Source organism: Methanobrevibacter sp., from assembly GCF_045539575.1.
GTDB lineage: Archaea > Methanobacteriota > Methanobacteria > Methanobacteriales > Methanobacteriaceae > Methanocatella.
The window spans coordinates 1-19,417 of record NZ_JAZQFM010000052.1 but is presented as its reverse complement, the minus strand read 5'-3'; the positions used below and the strand labels follow the sequence as shown (position 1 = coordinate 19,417).

Genomic DNA, 19,417 nt, shown 5'->3' with positions numbered 1-19,417 from the left:
ATTATATAAATTATTATATGAACAAAAGAATCGATTTACACATGCACAGTTTATTCAGCGATGGAGAACTACTGCCATCCGAACTTGCAAGAAGAGCATTGAAACTAAATCACGAAGTAATCGCAATTACAGACCATGTCGACTGGTCAAATGTTGAAACAATACCTGCAATCCAGGATGCAATTGATGATATAAACGCAAACTGGGACATAACCGTCGTATTGGGTGCTGAAGTAACCCATGCACCATGCGAATCAATTGACGGCATTGCAAAAAGAGCAAAACAGCTTGGAGCAAAAATAGTTGTCGTTCACGGTGAAACATTAAATGAACCAGTGACACCAGGAACCAACAGGGCAGCTGTTGAATCAAAACATGTTGACATTTTAGGCCATCCTGGTTTGATAACCAAAGAAGAGGCGGAAATTGCCTTAGAAAATGACATTTATCTTGAGATTTCAGCACGTAAAGGACATTGTCTCGGAAACGGGCATGTTGCAAACATTGCACGTGAAGTTGGAAACAACCTTTTGGTTGACACCGATACCCATGCACCAAGCGACTTGATTACATTTGAAAAGTCCTACGAAGTTGCATTAGGTGCTGGATTGAGCCATGATGAAGCTATGAAAGCCCTTGTTGACAATCCTCGCCAACTTTTAAAATCAAAAGGAATCTTATAATTGTTTTGGAATTGGATTAATTGCTTGAAAACTCCATTAAGTTGATGCAATCTCCAAATCCTTATTTAATAAATTTACTTGTTTAATAACAGCAATTACATACTCAGACAACTTTTTGTCTAAATTAAAAAATAATTATTTTAAAACTTTATATCTTAAAATTAAGTCTTTTCCTAAGGAAAATGAATCAATCAACTCTAATTTTACGGATTCATCCATAGTGTCAAAGCCTTCTCCATCGAAGAAAGTCTTTGCATTTGCACCGCCAACAACCATAGGAGCTATACAAATGCTTATCTCATCAATGAGACCTGCCTTAATCATAGAGAAGTTTAGTGTGGATCCTCCTTCAAGCATCAGCTTATCAATTCCTTCCTCATGAAGATAGCTCATAAGCAAACTCAAGTCCACCCTTTTATCGCCACACCACATGAATTTGACGCCACGTTTTTTGAAGGTTTCATATTTTTCAGTTTTAACGAATTCATCCTTATATTCATTTGCACAGGCAATTATTGTCTTTGCATCAGAATTTGTGATTCTCGCATCAATCGGAGTTCTGCATTTGCTGTCCACCACAACACGGACTGGATTGTCTTCAGGCCTTGCATTGATTTTGTGAACTGTCAAACGAGGATCATCAGCCAGAACTGTTCCGATTCCAACCATTATTCCGTCACAGTCCTTTCTGATTTCATGAACTCTTTTGAGGTCCTCTTCACCGGAAATGTTGGAGCTTCCGGTAGCGGTTGCAATCTTTCCGTCCAGGGTCATTGCCGCATTCAATATCACATATGGCCTCATTCAATCACCCTAAATGATAGAACATCTCTTTTATCTGCAGGAAGTTCATCAGTGTTTTGCTTTCAAGCATTCCAGGCATTACCAATGCCACAATGATTCCAAGAATTCCGAATGCAATTCCAATTGCCCATATTATTTTAACTGCATCCTTTTCGGCAATAGGTTTTCTTAAAATTAATCTTATCAATGATTTGAAACCGACATCAGGCCTTACAAGTTTTCCTTCATCATTAAGTTGTGTCGGTTTTTGCTGGGAACGGTTCATTACACCAGCAGAATAGAATTTCAATGCCGCATCAATGATGTTTGGCATCAATACGATTAATGCAATCAGTTTGACCCTACCAATAAACGCAATACATACGATAGCTGCACCGATAATCAATGTTCCTGTGTCTCCAGGGAAAATTTTAGCAGGATATCTGTTGAAGTATAAAAATGCAAGCAATGCACCGAGCATACTCATGGAAATGATTGTTACATCATATTTTCCTAGAATTATACATGCTATTGTCAGTGATGCCATTGAAATAACGCCTAAACCTGATTCGATACCGTTTAGTCCTGCAAGCATGTTTGTCAGGTTTGATCCGATTGAAAGAGCTATCGGAATGGTTATTAAATATAAAATACCTACATTAGGAGGTGCCGCCCACATCAAAGGAAGACCTGCAATGAAAAGCAAGAAGAACTTGGACCTTGATGAAAGCGCAAGCAAATCATCGAGAATTCCAATCATTCCCACAAGCAATATTACAACCAGAACAACAATCAACGGAAATGCAAGAAGGTCATGCATGTAAATTCCTGAAAACATTCCGATTACAAAACCGAATATGATTCCGAATCCACCCATTTCCGCTACAACAGGTTTCCATGACTTATGAATGTCTTTTCCAACAATGTCAGCTTCTTCTAATTTTCTAATAATCTTCGGCATGAATAATCTGGTTACAAAAAAGGAAAGTAATCCACAGATTATTGCTATCACATATAAAGGCAATTGCGGTAGAATCATCATAGTTAAATATTTAATACTCATTATTAAAAAAAGTAATTATTTTTTATTTAAAATGTAATAAACACTTCTTAATGGAATATCCAATTTCTCAGAAATCTCTTTTGCAGATAACCCATCAGCTTTAAGGTTTTTAATTTCAGTGTGGTTGTATTTACGTTTTCTATTGTCAAAAGTAGCTTTGCTTTTTCTTAAAAGGTAATAAACACGATTTAAAGTCATGTTTAACTTTTCAGCTATTTCTTTTGGTTTTAAACCATCATTTGACAGTTTTAAAACCTCAAATTCAATCCCTTCGGTTTGTGATTTGGCTCCCCAGTTATATTTTTTCTCAACTTCAATGTCGAGCTGCTCTAAAGCATCAATATATGTTTTTGAGGTTCTGTTATAAACGCTTGGAGAACAGGTTATCATTGAGAGGTTCGGATACTCCTCTATCAGCTCCACAATCATTGAAGATGAAAGGGCCTTTGTAATATGAATTGTTGTTACGTCCTCATCCATAAAATCACTATTTTTTAATTAAATCCAGGAATTTTTTGGATTTGTCACTTTTCGGATTTCTGATTTGGTCAATATGCTTGATTTCCTTTTTAACTCTTGAGGCATTGATATTGAATGCATTACATATTTCATCAATTGCAATGTCAGAGTTTTGGCATATCAATGCTGCGCCCAATGCCACATAGTTGAATTTGATATTGGAGCTTCTTGACTGCTTTTCGAATTTGAATTTCTCATACAGCAAGAGATCCATTTCGGGAACTGACATTATCTTGATGTCTGTAAAGTTATTCAATGTCTCTATAACCTTTGTGTAGGTTGTCTGGAACACTTTCCTCTGTTCACGGTCAAGCTCCACCCTGATATAAGGGAAAGGACCTGATGTGATTTTACGGGCATTGTTGGAAGTGGTCATGTAATATCTGAAAATATCCCATATAATCAAAGTTGTTGCAATGTTTTTAAATGTATTAATATAAATTGAATCCCTTATCTTTATATCACGATTGAGGGATCTTTTCAGGTTACCGAACCTGTCGGCATAATTTAACTTGACAAATTCATTTGTGATTTGAGTCTGTCTCCATTTTTCAATGGCATTGAAATCATACTTGTCAATGAAATCCGGAGTTTCATTTTCATATTTTGAAATTATCTCATAATACTTATTCAATCTTTTAAAATCAGTCAGTCTTCTTTTTAAAATGTCATCCTTGATGTTATCAATGATTTCTTCACCATACTTTACATATGCAATTGCAAGAGCTGTCCTTGCATGCTTGTCATCGATGATTGCAGGTTTGGTTCTGTGGAATCTCAAGGCCTCAATTCTGACGTTTCGTCCATAGATGCGTCTGACCTCTTCCTCATAGTTATTGACATATTCAGAACCTAGAGAAACGTTTTTCCTGATTAGACGATTGTTTTTACCCCTGAATCTAATGACCAGTGAAATTGTCTTTACAACACCTTTTCTTTCCTGTTTTAAAATGTTCAATACCTGTTTAAATGATTCCCTTCCATAATTGGAAAACTGACTCATCAAAACCATGTAGTTTCCTGAAAGCGGAAGGTATGGGATTATCTCCAGTCTAAAAGTAGCTTCCCTGTTGATTTTAAATGTGAAACCCTGTGAGCCACAGCTGCATTTCGCTTCGCGTTGGCGGTACTCATCCATTGAATATTTCTTATAGCAGTTATTGCATTTCACATATCCGAACTGTTCGAGATTTCCAATAGCAATCTTGTGTGAGTCAATAGCTGATTTCACTCTGTCCAAAATGTTCTTTTTAGAATTAGCTCTCATCCTGAATATCTGATTGTGACGAGAGTTTTCACCAACTTCCTCCAATGATACATCTGAACCTGATTTGGTTCCGTATCTGTTTAAGGATGTGAAAGGGGTGGTGTATCCCTGTGCATCCATGTCATCTTTAAGTTTCTGTAAATAGTCTAATCTGTCAACTAGCTTAAAATAAAGATTTTTGAAATTGTCAAAATCATCAATATCAACTAGACTAATTGAATCATTTGCAATTTCTTTTAAGTAGTTCTCGGCTTTGTTTACCAGGACAGATTCTTCCATTTAAATCAAGATTTATTGAATTCTTTCACCGACTTCTCCTTTTTCATCTGGGGAAAGTAATGCTCCGGATTCTCCGGTAGCTAAAATCATACCTTCGGATAAAGTTCCGAACAGTTTTGCTGGCTGTAGGTTAGCTACAACACATACTTTTCTGTCGATTAACTCTTCAGGTGAGTAGAATTTTGCAAGGCCTGCAACGATTTGTCTTGGTTTTTCTTCGCCGATGTCGACTTGCAATTTTAATAATTTATCGGATTTTTCGATTTTTTCCGCTTCTTTTACTTGTCCTATTTTAATTACAACTTCATCAAACTGATCAATACTAATTAAGTCACTCATATTTTCATCCTCATTATTTTCTTTTAAATTTTCCTGTAATTTTGCTTTTTGAGCATCGATTTCTTCATCATCAATTTTTTTGAATAAAGGTTTGGCCTTATTGATTTCATGGCCGGCAGGCAATGCAATTTTTGCATCATTCCAATTATCCAAACTTCCAAGGTTCATGATTTCAGCAATTTTATCAGCTTTTGTTGGAAGGAACGGTTTTAACATGTAGGCCAAGGTTTTAGCCAATTGATTGGATAAGTGCAGGCAGTTTGCCGCTTTGACTTTGTCTTCCTTGACTGCCTTCCATGGTTCTGCATCATTGAAATATTTGTTTCCTTTTTTAGCGACCTTGAATATTTCAAGCAATGCTTCCCTAAATTCAAAGTTCGCTATGTATTCACCTGCATTGTCCGGAAGCGCTTCAATAGCCAATCTGAATTCCTCATCTTCCTCGGTCGGATTTGTATATTCAGGGATTTTACTGTCAAATTGTTTTTTGGTGAATACAAATGTTCTGTGAAGGAAGTTTCCAATTACATCTGCCAATTCATCATTGTTTCTTTTTTGGAAATCATCCCATGAGAAGTCTGAATCCTTGTTTAAAGGTGCGTTGATTGTCAGATAATATCTTAAAAGGTCAGGATCATAATCTTTTACGAAATCAGCAATCCAGATTACCCAATTTTTACTTGTTGACATCTTTTCGCCTTCAAGGGACAGGAATTCACCTGCATAAATCATGTCAGGCAGCTTGCAGCCGTATGCCTTAAGAAGTCCCGGCCAGAAGATTGAGTGGTGGTAGATGATATCCTTACCTATGAAATGAACTACAAAGTCATTCCAATATTCTTCCCATTTACTGCCGGATTGCTTTGACCATTGTGATGCTGATGAGATGTAACCTAAGAATGCTTCAATCCAAACGTACAATACTTTACCTTTTGCCTCATCCAATGGTACTGGAATACCCCAATCCATATCACGGGTTAAAATCCAGTCATTCAATCCTTCTTTCAACCAGTTGGATGCATAGTTTTTAACGTTTGCAGGCAAGTTTTCATTGCCGTTAATGTATTCCTTAAGGTCATCTTCAAATTCAGAAAGTTTGAATGCATACTGGAAGGTGTCCTTGATTACTGGAGTTGTACCGCAGGTAATGCAGTGCGGTTCATCAAGCTCTGTCGGGTCAAGAGCCTTACCGCATTTTTCACAGTGGTCTCCTCTTGCTTCAGATCCGCAAACAGGACATAATCCTTCAACATACCTGTCCGGCAGGAACTTGTTACATTTCGGACAGTACAGCTGTTGGATATCCTCCCTATAGATGTATCCGTCATCATATAGCTTTTTAAAGAAATTTTTAGCAATCTCATAGTGAGCTTCATCTGTAGTTCTTGTAAAATTGTCCAGTGAGATGTTCATTGATTCAACATCACTGACAATCATGTCATGATACCTTTTAGAAATTTCAATAGGTTTTTTCTTTTCTTTGTCTGCCTTAACAGCAATTGGAGTTCCGTGCTCGTCAGTAGCACAGACCATCAGCACGTCATTGCCTATCATCCTGTTATACCTTGCATAGATATCTGCAGGCAGATAAGTGGAACGGATATGGCCTAAATGACATGGTCCATTTGCATAAGGAAGTGCACATGAAATAAAAATTTTTGACATTTAATTTATCCCCTCAATTATTTTAAACATGATATAATTATGTTATTCCTATATAATAAAGTAATATTTTTAACAGTGTTATAACATGAAGTACTGAAATTGAAATTAAAATTAAATAACTGAAAAATAATGATAAAATCTTTTTCACACAACTTTTCAAAACCAATTCAAAATTGCATTAAAAAATGAGATAGCTATTTAATATATAAAATAAAAAGTTAAAAGCATGGCTGAAGTATCCTATATCAATCCGTTGTCCAACGAAGGAAGACAAATCATCAGACAATACGGTGATTTGAACCAGATTTTTGATGAAGACGAGTCATTAATAGAAACCATTACACATACAACAAACCAAAGGATATCTGATGATTCCCTGATTCCAAAATCCTATGCTGACTATGCAATGAAACGCATGCAATGGGCAATTGAGAAAAAGAACAATAAGAATTTTACACAGGCTGAATTCGAATACCTGACAAATTCAGATCTGTTCATGCAGGATGTAGTGATATTTCACATTTTATGCCAGGCAATAGCTATTCAGTTCAATACAGGTTCACGCGAAACCAGGTTATTCGTTGAATCACAGGGAACACTGATTTTAGAAAGATTGGCGAAAATACCTCCAATGACCAGAGCTGAAATAATTGATGAAGTTTTAGATGAAGTTAAAGTGGACGGAGCCATACACTGGAAATCCCTAAGGGATGTAGTGGCATCCAAAAAACTCAAGCTTACCGATTTGCTTATTGACAACGGAGACGTTATTCTTCAACAGGACGACTTTTTGGAAAGGTTCGCATCAGAATTTACCGACAGAAGCCCTGACAGAATGTATGGAATCCTTATTGGAGACAGCGTTAAGGAACAGATACTTTCAAGACTTGTCATGCAAAAGACTGAAGAATACATTGCAAGAATCAAGGAGATGTCAGCAAGAATCGAAATTCACCCTGCTATCATAAAGATAGGTGAAGATCTCAAGGATTTCATCCCTGAAGAAATCAGCAAATACAATCAGTATTATGCAGGAAGCGGAGGACTGTTCGGTTCAGTTCAGGCTGGAAAATTAAATCCGGATGCATTTCCACCATGCATTAAGGCAACCGTTGATGGAGTGTCATCAGGAGGACGTAACGATGCAATTGTACTTCTGCTTACATCATTCGCATCATATGCCAGACTTTATCCAAGAATATTTGCATCAGATGAAAGCGTTAAGGTATCTGATATGGACCCTGACCTGTCAATTACTGAAAATGAGATTTTGCCTTTGATTTTTGATGCTGCAGATAACTGTACACCACCATTATTTGAAGACCAACCACAGGAAAAAATAAACATCATATCAAAATTAGGCTTTGGAATGCATGACAGAATAGACATCAATCATGAAGGCGAAACAAAATGGTACACTCCTATGAGCTGTGAGAAAATCAAGATTCACCTTCCACACCTGTGCCATCCCGACAAGTCATGCAAAGGAATAAACAATCCTTTATCCTGTTACGGACGTAAAAAATTCCAATTGGACAAGGAAGCTCCTAAAGAGTAGATTGTGAAAACTTGAACGGATTGTGGTCCTCATAGATTGCATCATAATACTTATTTAATATTTTAGATTCCCACATGTTGTAGTTGGCCTGCTCATTTTTTTCAAAGTTATAAGCCAATAACCCGATTTTTCTCTCATGTTCATCAATGCCCTTCATTTCACAAAAATCAGTGATAATGTCCGGAATGTATTCGCATGGATCATCGCTGCTGAACTCTAAAAATTCCTCATATTCATGAGGTGAAAAAAGCTCCTCTTCATTGATTGGACACTCATCGAATTTTAAAGTAAATAACTCAATGTATATTTCAGTGGCCAAATGCAGCTCATTAAAGTCCACTCCTAAACCGTAAACATTACCGTTTTCCAAATTTACAATAGTGTGGCCTGTTTTAATGCCAGGCATCCAATTGTCATAAGCAGGTTTAATGATTTCTTCAGGAGACAATCCTGACAGGACTGTTTTTAGATGTTCAACTCCTATAACTTCAACAAAATCTTCCATGTAATTATATTATTTTACATAACTAATAAAAGTGTGCAAAATCACGCTTGCCCAAATAATATATACTTTAAAAATAAACTATTAATCATGTTTTCTAAAGCTACAATCAAAGAGCGAAGACAATATTATCGTGAGGAATGGGACCCTAAAGACCTGCCGGAATTCATTTCAACCGACATTAAAAAAAGGGAGTTCGGTTTTGACCATAACGGAAGAGGTCCTAACGACAGATATAAAGTCTTCAGCAATACTGAATCATTGAGAAAATTCTTAAGATATAAGGCTCCTTTTGCAGCCTATATCTCTGTAGCTTTCTATAACAATCCAAGAAGAAGAGAAGATTGGCTAAAGGCAGAATACATTTTCGATGTTGATGCAAAAGACATACCTATAAGGTCCTGTCAGTGCGATGGAGTATGTGAAATATGCCTTGGTGAAGCTTTAGAAATAGTTAATACTCTAATTGATACTTTGGAAGGTGATTTGGGCCTTAAGAATATCCATCTGATTTATTCAGGAAGGGGTTACCACATCAGAATTTTGGATGAGGAAATGATGCTTGCAAACAGTGAACTACGCTCTGAAGTGCTTAAGTACGCTGCAGGTGCTGAAGTTCCAAAATCACAGTTTATAAACTCTGAAATTTCAAACCAAAGCTTTAACTTTGAGCATTTCTCAATTCCTATTGGATATTCCAAAATATTCACAGACAAGGTTAAGTTTAATATTCAACATCTTGTGGGAAATGAAAAGCTCGACGGAATCAACCCTAAGCTAATGAAGGACATCATCGCTTCAAGACATCACCTGGACAATGACAACTGGGGACTTTTCAAAAAGGATATCGGCCCTAGAAGGTATAAAAATCTTGTTGAAGCAATGGCAAGGGTCAATCTTGCAACAATCGATGCCAAAGTGTCAATCGACTTGAAAAGGATTTTAAGACTTCCTTCATCACTCCACTCAAAGGTCAGCATGAAATGTATGGAAGTCAAAAACAGGGAAACATTTGATCCTTTTGACAAGGCCGTCCCTAAATTTGTTTATGAAAGAAAAGGTGTTTAAAATGGATGATTTAAGAGAAGTTCTACGTAAAAATCAGTATTTTGAAGAGGTATCCGAAAGCAGATTCATTCCGGAATATCTGGGATTGATCGTGAATGGCGTTGTCATATACCATGTCAATTGGATTGATATTGTTGAAAATGAAGCGATATTCATGCATAAGGATATTCAAACCCATCCAATCGTTTCCATAGTATTGGAAAACCTAAACTCAATGATGATTATTACAAGTGACGGCATTAAAAAAGTGTTTTAAAACTAATCGGACTGGAAACACTTTGCTTTTATTTTTTCTGAAATTATTTCCGGAGCGTCATCCGCTGAAACCACGTTCCAGTTATAGGTAAATTTTTTTGATTTTTGGCGATTTTCTCTCAGTGAGTCTATATTTTCAAACATTTCAGTTTCCTCATCACGGGCACCTATTCTCCTTAAGGATTCTTCGGGAGTGATGTCCAAAAAGAACATGCAATCTGATGTTGGAAGAATGAACGCAACAATCTTATATACGATTGTGTTTACGACATTTGGAAGGTACATCACTGCCAGAATATATCTTGAAAATATTACAACATCAACATCCTTATTATAATAGTACATTTGAACTGATCGGATTGCATCAAGTCCAAAATAAACAGTAGCTTTAATTTTATTGTATTTTCCGGTTTTAAGCAATGCCTGTTTTGATTTTCTACCGAATTTATTGTCAGAACATGGATGAGAGCGGACAATGACACTGCGACCTTTCTTCTCATATGCATCAGCAAGCATATTAACCTGAGTGTCCTTTCCTGAACCGTCCAATCCATCAATAACAATAAACTTATTCATAGCATCACTTGTCTATTTTGAGTGCATTCCAATTGCATCATCAATTGGATAGAACTCAGTATATTTGGAATTTCTTTCAATTGGTTTTCTTCCTAAATCCTCAACCATTCTGCTTAAAGTTCCAATAGATGCTTCAACTCCATCAGGCGCACCTGAAGCTTCTGACAATTCATCTCCACCTAAGGTACCTCCCAAATCATTGGTTCCTGCAGTTAAAGCAACCTGAGCAAATCTGAATCCCATTTTAACCCATGAAACCTGAATATTAGGAATCAGATCCCTAAGCATCAATCTTGAAACCGCATATAATTTTAAATCCTGAGTTCCAGTAGCTCCCAAATCTGATTGGCCTTCCAAAAAGATTGGAGAGTACTCATGCATAAAAGTCATTGGAATAAACTCAGTGAATCCGTGAGTCTCTTCCTGAAGACGTCTAATAACATCAATATGTTCTACCCTTTCTTCTAAAGTTTCCACATGCCCGTACATGATAGTAGCTGAGCCCGGAATTCCACATTCATGAGCTGTCTTTACAATGTCAACCCATTCGGATACGCTTACCTTCTCAGGACAAATCAAATCCCTTGACCTGTCAGTCAATATTTCAGCAGCAGTTCCAGGAAGTGTATCAAGACCAGCATCGCGAAGTCTTTCACATCCTTCAGCAATATCTATTCCTGAAACCAGACATGCATCGTTAATCATAGTTGGTGAAAATCCATGAATCATGACATTCGGATATTCATCCTTCAGCAAATGCATTAAATGCTCATAATATTCAATGTCAGCATCAGGCAGCACTCCGCCCATTACACAGAACTCATGAGCTCCCTTTTCTACAGCGCCTTGGGCTTTAGCCAAGATTTGCTCGTCATTTAAAATGTATGCTTCAGGGTCATCGGCATCTTTTCCAAATGCGCAGAATCCACATCTGACAGTACAAATGTTTGTAAAATTGATATTACAATTATTAATGAATGTAACGTCGTCTCCGACGATTTCTTGTCGTAAATAGTCAGCAGTTGCTAGTAAAGGATACAAATCTGCACCTTTTATATTCATTAAATGATTTGCTTCTTCAACAGTGATTTGCTCATCCAAAGATTTGGTTAAAATCTTTTCTGTTTTAGAAGAAATTGGTAGTTTATCAAACATGAATATATATAAGTAAAAAGTTAAATAAAAAGGTTACTATTAATTAAATCAAATGTATGAAAATGTACATTAAGATATTGCAGATTATGACAAATATATTCATAAAATTATAAATTAAATGAAAATTGATAATTTAAATATATTTTTATAATATATCTCACTATATTAAAAACATAAACAAAAAAATGTGATATTATGGACAGTAGTGAAGCTATTTACAATAGTCTTAAAGACTGTGGAATTGACTTTGTTGTTAGTGTTCCATGCGTAAACTTATCAAAATTACTAAACATGATTGATGACGATTCAGAAATTACCCATATCCCAGTTACCCGTGAAGAGGAGGGAATCGGAATTTGTGCAGGAGCTTATCTTGGAGGGAAAAGCCCAGCAATCCTAATGCAGAATTCCGGACTTGGAAACTCAATCAACGCACTCAAGTCACTGATGGAATTATATGAATTTCCTCTTTTGATGATAATGAGTCACAGAGGTACTGAAGGGGAAAACATCTGCGGACAGGTCCCTATGGGCGAGTCAACACCAAGAATCCTTGAGGCAATGGATTTTAATTTTTTCAAACCTGCAAACCCTGAAGGAGCTTATGTAGACGTTAAAAAAGCATGGGATTTGTCTAATGAAGAAGGAAAACCTGTTAGCATACTTTTAGAAATTAAATATTGGTGATAATATGGCAAGATTCGAAGCAATTTACGAAATAATGGAATATATTGACGATGAACTGATTATCTGCAATATCGGATTTCCTTCAAGAGAACTGTATGAGATAAACGACAGGGACGAAAACTTTTATATGATCGGATCAATGGGTCTTGCATCATCAATCGGTTTTGGACTGGCTTTGGCCAGAGATGATAAGGACATTGTTGTCATTGACGGAGACGGGTCTCTTTTAATGAACATGGGTTCACTCGTAACAATATTTGCAAATAAACCAAGAAACCTAACATGGATTGTTATTGACAACGGCGCTTACGGCTCAACCGGAAATCAGGACACCTACGCCCAAAAATTGGACCTTGTTGATATTGCAAAAAGCGTAGGATTTAAAAACAGCTATAATTTTAGCGAGATTAATTTAAAGGAAATCATCGGCAGTGATGATGCCAGCTTTATTGTCTATAAAACAGAACCTGGAAATTCCAAAGCGCCAATCATCGATTTGGATCCGATAACCATCAAAAACAGATTCATGAAAGCTATTGAAAAATAGCTGTAAATTTAATTTTAAAAAAAAATATTCATGAGAATCCAAAAGATTCTCATTTAAACTTATTTTACTATTTGGATGAGTCCAACTCGGCAATCTTTTCATCGAAGTCATTGAACTTGCGAGCCAGTCCTGAGAAATACGGAATATACACTTTGGAAAAGGCAATTCTATCAGGATTATGACCCATTTCCGCAATTCTATCTTTAGCCCTTTGGATTTTACGTTCAACTTCGTCGTACATTAAATCTCCTGGGAATTCACCGATGAATACTCCGTCCGCACCGTTTTCAAGAGCATGTCTGATATGTCTTGGCCTTACACGATTTACGGAAATTACCTTAATGATATGTATTGATTCCGGATATGACATCCTATTTACACCAATATTATCGGCAGCAGTATAGCCTATATTGTCAAGGAATACTAAAATCATGCGTTCGCCATCTTGTTTTTTAGACAATACTCCATTAATGGTCGACATGATCTTTTCATCAATGTTACCGTTTACGGTAATGGCCCTCTGCCTGCATCCGTTCAGACATTTGCCGCATCCTGTACAGCTCATAGGGTCAATGTATATTTGGTCATTCTGTACACTCATGGACTTGTATTTGCATCGCTCTATACATTCACCGCAAACTATACATTTTTCAGTGTCGATTTCCGCTATGAACGGTTCTATTTCAACACCACCATAGTTGTATTCATTGACTTTTGCAGCGGCGGCTGTTGCCTGCATGATTGAATCTGTGATGTCTTTCGGGTCATGAGCGGTTCCGCATACAAATATTCCCTGAACATCAGTAGCTATCGGCTTGATTTTTGGATGTGACTCCTTGATAAATCCATCTTCAGTAACACCGACATTTAAAATATCAGCAATCTCTTTTGTACCGTCTGAAGGCTCCATTGCTGTTGAAAGCACTACCATATCAGCTTCAATTTCAACAAATTCTCCCTTGAGAGTATCCTCAGTTCTGACAATGAAGTTGTCTCCTTTTTTAACTACCTCACCAGGACGGCCCCTCAGGAACCTGACCTCATTTTCCTGAGTGTGCTTGTAGTATTTCTCAAACATTCCCGGAGTTCTGATATCAGTGTAGCAGATTAATACGTCAGTATCAGGATACTTGTGCTTGATGATGTTTGCATTCTTTAAGGCCACTGTACAGCATATTTTTGAACAGTACCTGTGCCCATCAGGCTTTTCATCACGTGAACCAACACACTGTATCATTACGACACGTTTTGGAACTTCCCCATTTGATTTAAGGAGTTTTCCTTTAGTCGGACCGTTAACACCAGTAATACGGCCCAATTCGGACTGTGTTATCACATCATCATATCTTGTGTATCCGTATTCAGGGCGCTTTTCCATGTCAAACAGCTTATGGCCTGTTGCAACAACTATTGAACCAACCTGCAGAGGTATCCTTTCCGGTTTTCCCCTAAGCTTGATTGCTCTCATAGTGCACACTTTAACACAGTTACTGCATTTTGTACAGTTGTCCATGTCAATTACATATGATTCAGGATAAGACTGCCCAAATGGCCTGTAAATAGCTTTTCTCATTGAGAGATTGTCATTCCAATCATTAGGAACTTCAACTTCGCACGCTTCAGCACATTTTCCGCATGCAATACATTTTTCCGTGTCAACATACCTTGGAGATTTTTCCAAAATCAGATTATATGTTCCTGCACGCCTTTCCGCCTCAATGACCTTGGTATTTGTTAAAACCTCAATGTTTTCATTCCAGACAAGTTCGTTTAAAATAGGATTTAAAAGACACATTCCACACTCTTCAGCGATTTTAACCGGAGAGAACACCTTACCTATTTTTGCCATATGCCCACCGATTGAAGGGGACTGCTCTATCAATGTTACTTTGGTTCCCTGCTTTGCAAGGGACAATGCTGCATTCATACCGGCAATTCCACCACCGATAACTGCAACTTCATCAGGAGTCTGACAGTAAATCGGATCTACTGCATCGGATTGTTTCACCTTTTCTATTGATGCGTTAATCAATGTTATGGCCTTGTGTGTTGCCTTTTCTTTATCTGAGTGAACCCAAGAACACTGTTCACGTATATTGGCCATATCCATCAAATAAGGATTTAGAGGTTTTACATAGTCCTGAAATGTTTTTTCATGAGAAATCGGTGAGCATGCCGCAACCACAACCCTGTCCAAATCATGGTCAAATATTGCATCCCTGATAATTTTACGGCCATTTAATGAACATAAGTTTTCAAACTGGCCGATGAATTCAACATCAAGCTCCTCTCTGACCTTGTCCAAATCAACAATATCTGCTATATTTCCTCCGCATTCACATAAAAACACGCCAACTTTCAAATCATCCCTCATTTTTCAACCTCCTTTAACTCCTTAATAATTGAATTTATCGGTACAGTATGTGCTTTTTGCCCAATAACTTTGTCCAAATCTCCGCCCATAGCCAATGCAATGAACTGTGTAATATTCAAATGTATAGCTTTGAATTTTCTGCCTTCCCTTTCAGCTATCAAATGCTGATACCTATCAAACTGAATATGGCAGTTAGGACATAGGTGAACCAGAATGTCCACGTCCTCATCTGCTATTGCATTCATCTTATCTGCAGTGGCTGTAAAAGACAAGTCAGGATTGGAATATCTCTGTCTGAAACCTGTCCCGCAGGTGGCTCTCTTGTGGTCATAAAAGCCAATTGTCCTACAGCCGCATTCCTCAATAATCTCATCCATTATGTTCGGATCTCTCACCCCACCGATGGTATCCTCATAATGCACCTTGCAGTAATGGCATCCGTGGTGAGTGGCTATTGTATAACCGCTCAGGTCATATTTGATATGGTCTTTTATCTCATCCTTTTTGCCGTAAAGTATGTCAACTACATGAAAAATGTTTTCTGTAGGTTTTAAGTCATCCTTTTCATATTTTAAATGAGACAATCCGTTATCGTCAAATAGCTTGTTAATGTGCTCTCTCAAATCATCTTTTTTGTTGAGCAGCTTAACAGATTTCTTGTTGATTGCATAACATGTTGCACACATCATGACCAGATTCGGACGGCCCATTTCACGGGCTATTTTGAAATTCCTTGCACCGATTGCTGAAGTGTCAATCTGGTCAAACACATCGGAATAATGGCCGAGACCTGTGCAGCAGGTTTGCTTGTCTGAAATTGCATAATCGATTCCCAGCTTATCAAATACGAATTTTGTTGATGCTTCGACACCGGGATACTCTACACTAACAAGACAACTTCTAAAAAGCAAGATATCTTTATCAGGAACGTTCTTCATTTTTCCGCCTCCTGTGAAGCTCTTATTTTTTCAATTTTAGCTTTAAAACCAGTTATTGTCAATATTTTACTTACCTCATCAATGACCTCTTCTGATGGCATTAACGGAGGATCCAGTTCAAGTTCCTGTCTGATTTCATCCAAATGCTGTCTGAAATCCCACCATCCCGGAACATCACGGTCAATGTCTGTGAAGAATATTTCTGGAATTGCACCTATTGCCGCTGTAAAGTATGAATCGGCAAATCCCATATATTCATATAGCTTTTCATAGCCTATTTGATTTTCAATTGCAATCTGTTTGAGAATTTGGTTTACTTCACATACGCTGTTTCCCACAGGACAAACGCTGTGGCAGGTGTAACAGTAAAAACAATTCCAGATGTTATCGTCTTTTAAAATTGTTTCGTCACCGTCCAACACCCTCTCTATAATTTCACGAGGGTTATAATCGGAGTGTCTTGCAGCAGGGCATGTTGATGTGCACATTCCACATTGAACGCATTTTAAAACCCCTTCATCTTTTGAGTTTTTGACATCATTGATAATTTCCACTGCAAAATCGATTGGTGAATCTGTAATCTTCTGTTGGCTGGACAAAATCCCACCTCACTACAATTCGAATTCCTTTGATTCAATCATTTTCTTTAATTTTAAGGATAATTTGTTTCCCCTTAGCCTGTCAGATTGTCTGCATATTATCGGAACATTAACATCACGGCCGTTGATGTTTAAATCAACGCTTCCGGTATCCATGTCAAAGGCATCATTTCTGCAGTAATTGGCACACATTCCGCATCCGTAACAGTATGCAAGATTCAATCTTTCATTTGCAAATGCATTTGTAGGACATATTTCCTCTACAATACAACTGTCACAACCCTTACATTTAGCCCTGTCATATTGAGGCCTTAAATCATATTCTCCCCAAAGTTCAGCATAGGTTGTCTCATCCAATGGCAGATGACGTCCTTTGATGTCTGCAACAGGAATGTCAACCATATCATCAGTTACCATGAGATTATTGTATATCTCTTCATTCAAAACAGGTATTGGAATGGCCACGGTATCGTAGATTTCCCCGCCCTGACCTGTCTTGAATCCTCCGATGTAATACGGATCCATTTTTGTCAAATCAGCAGATAACATGAGATTTGGCTTTTCAGCGCTTGACCTTGTTCCATCGCCAAGGACATATCCCTGTGCACCGTTGATGAGTACTTTTGAGCCTTCCTTAATTACATTGTGTGGAATATCATTCTGAAGCGGGTTCAGGTCTCCACAGCCTGAAAATGTCAGTCCTCTCAAGTTGCCTTCAAGTGGTGTCGCTGCAAAAATTGAGCTGACCGGTTCCCTATTCGGATTAGTGAATGCAGTATAGTTTTTAAATGCCATCCTTGCACCTATGATTTGTCCACGGGTAATGTCTTCAATAGTAATGGTATTTTCTATTGTTTTTCCGTCTGCACTTTCAACTCTCACATCTATTTTGTTGCCCTCAAGAAGGTCCTTCAGTAAAAATCCTCCCCCATAACTTTCATCATGAATTGAATGGGCGGTTCCGTGAAGAATAACATCAACTGAACCCAGCCATTCATTCGGGCATGGCCCTGCATATGCCGGAACGCCATTTAAGTAAACTTCATTTGCCCTTATGAATTCACCAGGAGGTGAGACAATGAAATTCAGTATTGCGGCTGTTCCGCTCATCACTCCACAGGTACCGCATGTTACAACATCAACCTCATCAAAACTGGGAGCATCATTGTTTTTAATGAGTTTTTTAAATTCTTCTGCAGTATATATGTTTGCTTCGCCGTTTTCAATTTTTTCATTGATTTGGCTAATTGTTCTATTAGTCAATTTAATACCCTCTTTTTATTATTAATTGAATTCAGCCCGAGTTTTTAATAATCTTAAATTTTTCCAACTGTGTCTCCTCTTAAACCTCTCCTTAAGGTTTCAAGAGAAGTGATATCGTCACTGGAAACGTTTCCAAGGTTAACTGTATTTCCCAATTTGAGGATAAAAAATACCTGCTGGTCCTTGTTTGGTGCTTCCCACAGCAATTTGCTGCCGTCAAAATTATCAAGGATATAGTCGATTTCATCCTCTTTAGCGTTTCCGGATTTGTCAAATATGCCTATGTTTTTTCCGCCTTCCCTTGCTTCAACAATAATTAGAGATGATCCTGCATCCAATTCTTCCTGCATGTATTGAATCCTTTCATCCAAACTCAACTCCTTATCAAGATTCGGGTCTTTTTTACCCACTTCGGACAATACCTCGAATCCGTTTTCCCTTGCTAATCTGATGCATTCAACCTTCTTATCATGAGGAATAGTGATTGATCCGTCGGATATTTCTATTGCAGGGAATCCCAATTCATGAGCCTCCTGGAAAAAATCCTCCAATTTTCCGTTCATATAAGCCAGTTCAAACAGTGTGCCTCCAGTATAAGGAGTTATATCATGTGATTTATACATTTCAACTTTTGCTTGGATAATTTCCTGTTCATGGACAATGGATGTTCCCCAACCGAATTTCAAGTAGTCAACATATTCTCCTGAAATGTTCATTAAACTTTCTGCAGTTTCAAGGCCTAAACCTTTGTCCAAAACCATTGTAATTCCTTTACTTCTAGGTTTTTCCTCTCTTTTTTTGGATAAAAATTCAAAAGATTTCAAAATATCACGTGTGTTAATTTTAATTTTTTAAATAATAATATTGAATAATAGTATTTAAATATTTTTAACCCTTTGGTTTTTAAAGGCGGTAAAAGGGTGTTATATAAAGAATTAAAAAAAATAACGAGTATAATAAATTAAAAAAAAATAGTAAAAAAAATAAGAGAAATTAATGTGCATTAATCTCTTCTTCAGACCTTTTAACAAGATCAGATAAGGAATTTCTAACATTTTCAGGAATGGAACTGTTTTCCTTATCAGCAACAACTTGTGCGATGATTTTACACAAAACAAATATGGCATGTTTATGTTCAGCCTTTGTCTTGTGGATGTGGTGAGGGCTTATTTTTAGAGTAATATATTCACTGCAATCATTGGTTATTTGGTCATCTTCTGCTAAATATTTTAGAACGTATACTAAAAATTGATGTAATTGAATCATTTCGTCTTTGTACATATATATCTAACCCATT

20 protein-coding genes are annotated in these 19,417 nt (G+C 37.2%); 6 read left to right on the top strand and 14 right to left on the bottom strand.

The genetic code is table 11. The annotated features are described in order from the left end of the window. The first annotated feature begins 17 nt into the window (after positions 1 to 17). On the top strand, positions 18 to 683 hold the full coding sequence (locus ACKI30_RS06385) for a histidinol phosphate phosphatase domain-containing protein (RefSeq protein WP_295160507.1): 666 nt from the start codon (positions 18 to 20) through the stop codon (positions 681 to 683). A gap of 135 nt (positions 684 to 818) precedes the next feature. On the opposite strand, the gene ACKI30_RS06380 is transcribed toward ACKI30_RS06385, so the two are convergent. Genes ACKI30_RS06380 through metG form a run of 5 tightly spaced genes read right to left on the bottom strand, consistent with a single transcriptional unit; the run spans position 819 to position 6,598 of the window. Next, the gene (locus tag ACKI30_RS06380; RefSeq protein WP_407410878.1) at positions 819 to 1,487 is read right to left on the bottom strand and encodes a 2,5-diamino-6-(ribosylamino)-4(3H)-pyrimidinone 5'-phosphate reductase; all 669 of its coding nucleotides are present in this window, start codon (positions 1,485 to 1,487) and stop codon (positions 819 to 821) included. Positions 1,488 to 1,491: 4 nt separating this feature from the next. Next, positions 1,492 to 2,508, bottom strand: a complete 1,017-nt coding sequence (locus ACKI30_RS06375; protein WP_407410934.1) for an MraY family glycosyltransferase — start codon at positions 2,506 to 2,508, stop codon at positions 1,492 to 1,494. 36 nt (positions 2,509 to 2,544) lie between these two features. Further along, positions 2,545 to 3,009: a hypothetical protein gene (locus ACKI30_RS06370; RefSeq protein WP_407410876.1), complete on the bottom strand. Its 465-nt coding sequence runs from the start codon at positions 3,007 to 3,009 to the stop codon at positions 2,545 to 2,547. 7 nt (positions 3,010 to 3,016) lie between these two features. Further along, positions 3,017 to 4,594 carry a DUF530 domain-containing protein gene (locus ACKI30_RS06365; RefSeq protein WP_407410874.1) on the bottom strand — a complete coding sequence of 526 codons (1,578 nt, stop codon included), beginning with the start codon at positions 4,592 to 4,594 and terminating at the stop codon, positions 3,017 to 3,019. Between the two features lie 12 nt (positions 4,595 to 4,606). Beyond that, positions 4,607 to 6,598 (bottom strand): methionine--tRNA ligase, encoded by a 1,992-nt coding sequence (gene metG, locus ACKI30_RS06360; protein WP_407410872.1) that lies wholly within the window; start codon positions 6,596 to 6,598, stop codon positions 4,607 to 4,609. Positions 6,599 to 6,824: 226 nt separating this feature from the next. On the opposite strand from metG, the gene priL reads away from it, so the two are divergent. Beyond that, entirely contained in the window at positions 6,825 to 8,156 is a 1,332-nt protein-coding gene (priL, locus tag ACKI30_RS06355; protein WP_407410870.1) for a DNA primase large subunit PriL, read from the top strand. On the opposite strand, the gene ACKI30_RS06350 is transcribed toward priL, so the two are convergent. Then, positions 8,146 to 8,661 (bottom strand): hypothetical protein, encoded by a 516-nt coding sequence (locus ACKI30_RS06350; protein ID WP_407410868.1) that lies wholly within the window; start codon positions 8,659 to 8,661, stop codon positions 8,146 to 8,148. The genes priL and ACKI30_RS06350 overlap by 11 nt on opposite strands. Before the next feature lie 87 nt (positions 8,662 to 8,748). Between ACKI30_RS06350 and priS the strand changes: the two genes are divergently transcribed. Together priS and ACKI30_RS06340 are read left to right on the top strand one after the other, a co-directional pair. Continuing rightward, positions 8,749 to 9,726 (top strand): DNA primase catalytic subunit PriS, encoded by a 978-nt coding sequence (priS, locus tag ACKI30_RS06345; RefSeq protein ID WP_407410866.1) that lies wholly within the window; start codon positions 8,749 to 8,751, stop codon positions 9,724 to 9,726. A 1-nt stretch (position 9,727) separates the two neighbouring features. Then, positions 9,728 to 9,982: a hypothetical protein gene (locus tag ACKI30_RS06340; RefSeq protein WP_407410864.1), complete on the top strand. Its 255-nt coding sequence runs from the start codon at positions 9,728 to 9,730 to the stop codon at positions 9,980 to 9,982. A gap of 2 nt (positions 9,983 to 9,984) precedes the next feature. Here ACKI30_RS06340 and ACKI30_RS06335 read toward each other — a convergent pair whose 3' ends face one another. Both ACKI30_RS06335 and cofH read right to left on the bottom strand, forming a co-directional pair. Next, complete coding sequence (locus ACKI30_RS06335; protein WP_407410862.1) at positions 9,985 to 10,557, bottom strand: thymidylate kinase; 573 nt, start codon at positions 10,555 to 10,557, stop codon at positions 9,985 to 9,987. 12 nt (positions 10,558 to 10,569) lie between these two features. Further along, positions 10,570 to 11,712 carry a 5-amino-6-(D-ribitylamino)uracil--L-tyrosine 4-hydroxyphenyl transferase CofH gene (cofH, locus tag ACKI30_RS06330; RefSeq protein WP_407410860.1) on the bottom strand — a complete coding sequence of 381 codons (1,143 nt, stop codon included), beginning with the start codon at positions 11,710 to 11,712 and terminating at the stop codon, positions 10,570 to 10,572. Positions 11,713 to 11,907: 195 nt separating this feature from the next. On the opposite strand from cofH, the gene comD reads away from it, so the two are divergent. Beyond that, on the top strand, positions 11,908 to 12,399 hold the full coding sequence (gene comD, locus ACKI30_RS06325; RefSeq protein ID WP_407410858.1) for a sulfopyruvate decarboxylase subunit alpha: 492 nt from the start codon (positions 11,908 to 11,910) through the stop codon (positions 12,397 to 12,399). Positions 12,400 to 12,403: 4 nt separating this feature from the next. After that, positions 12,404 to 12,946, top strand: a complete 543-nt coding sequence (gene comE, locus ACKI30_RS06320; RefSeq protein WP_407410856.1) for a sulfopyruvate decarboxylase subunit beta — start codon at positions 12,404 to 12,406, stop codon at positions 12,944 to 12,946. A 67-nt stretch (positions 12,947 to 13,013) separates the two neighbouring features. Here the strand turns inward: comE and hdrA are convergent, their stop codons facing one another. From hdrA to ACKI30_RS06290, 6 genes are all read right to left on the bottom strand, one after another. Then, positions 13,014 to 15,320 carry a ferredoxin:CoB-CoM heterodisulfide reductase subunit HdrA gene (gene hdrA / locus ACKI30_RS06315; protein WP_407410855.1) on the bottom strand — a complete coding sequence of 769 codons (2,307 nt, stop codon included), beginning with the start codon at positions 15,318 to 15,320 and terminating at the stop codon, positions 13,014 to 13,016. Beyond that, positions 15,317 to 16,258 (bottom strand): ferredoxin:CoB-CoM heterodisulfide reductase subunit HdrB, encoded by a 942-nt coding sequence (hdrB, locus tag ACKI30_RS06310; RefSeq protein WP_407410854.1) that lies wholly within the window; start codon positions 16,256 to 16,258, stop codon positions 15,317 to 15,319. Before hdrB ends, hdrA begins: the two co-directional genes overlap by 4 nt. Continuing rightward, the gene (gene hdrC / locus ACKI30_RS06305; RefSeq protein WP_407410852.1) at positions 16,255 to 16,857 is read right to left on the bottom strand and encodes a ferredoxin:CoB-CoM heterodisulfide reductase subunit HdrC; all 603 of its coding nucleotides are present in this window, start codon (positions 16,855 to 16,857) and stop codon (positions 16,255 to 16,257) included. Before hdrC ends, hdrB begins: the two co-directional genes overlap by 4 nt. A gap of 12 nt (positions 16,858 to 16,869) precedes the next feature. Then, the gene (locus ACKI30_RS06300) at positions 16,870 to 18,120 is read right to left on the bottom strand and encodes a methanogenesis marker 16 metalloprotein (RefSeq protein ID WP_407410850.1); all 1,251 of its coding nucleotides are present in this window, start codon (positions 18,118 to 18,120) and stop codon (positions 16,870 to 16,872) included. A gap of 53 nt (positions 18,121 to 18,173) precedes the next feature. After that, entirely contained in the window at positions 18,174 to 18,944 is a 771-nt protein-coding gene (comA, locus tag ACKI30_RS06295; RefSeq protein ID WP_407410848.1) for a phosphosulfolactate synthase, read from the bottom strand. A gap of 169 nt (positions 18,945 to 19,113) precedes the next feature. After that, on the bottom strand, positions 19,114 to 19,401 hold the full coding sequence (locus ACKI30_RS06290) for a UPF0058 family protein (RefSeq protein WP_292742010.1): 288 nt from the start codon (positions 19,399 to 19,401) through the stop codon (positions 19,114 to 19,116). Positions 19,402 to 19,417 lie beyond the last annotated feature (16 nt).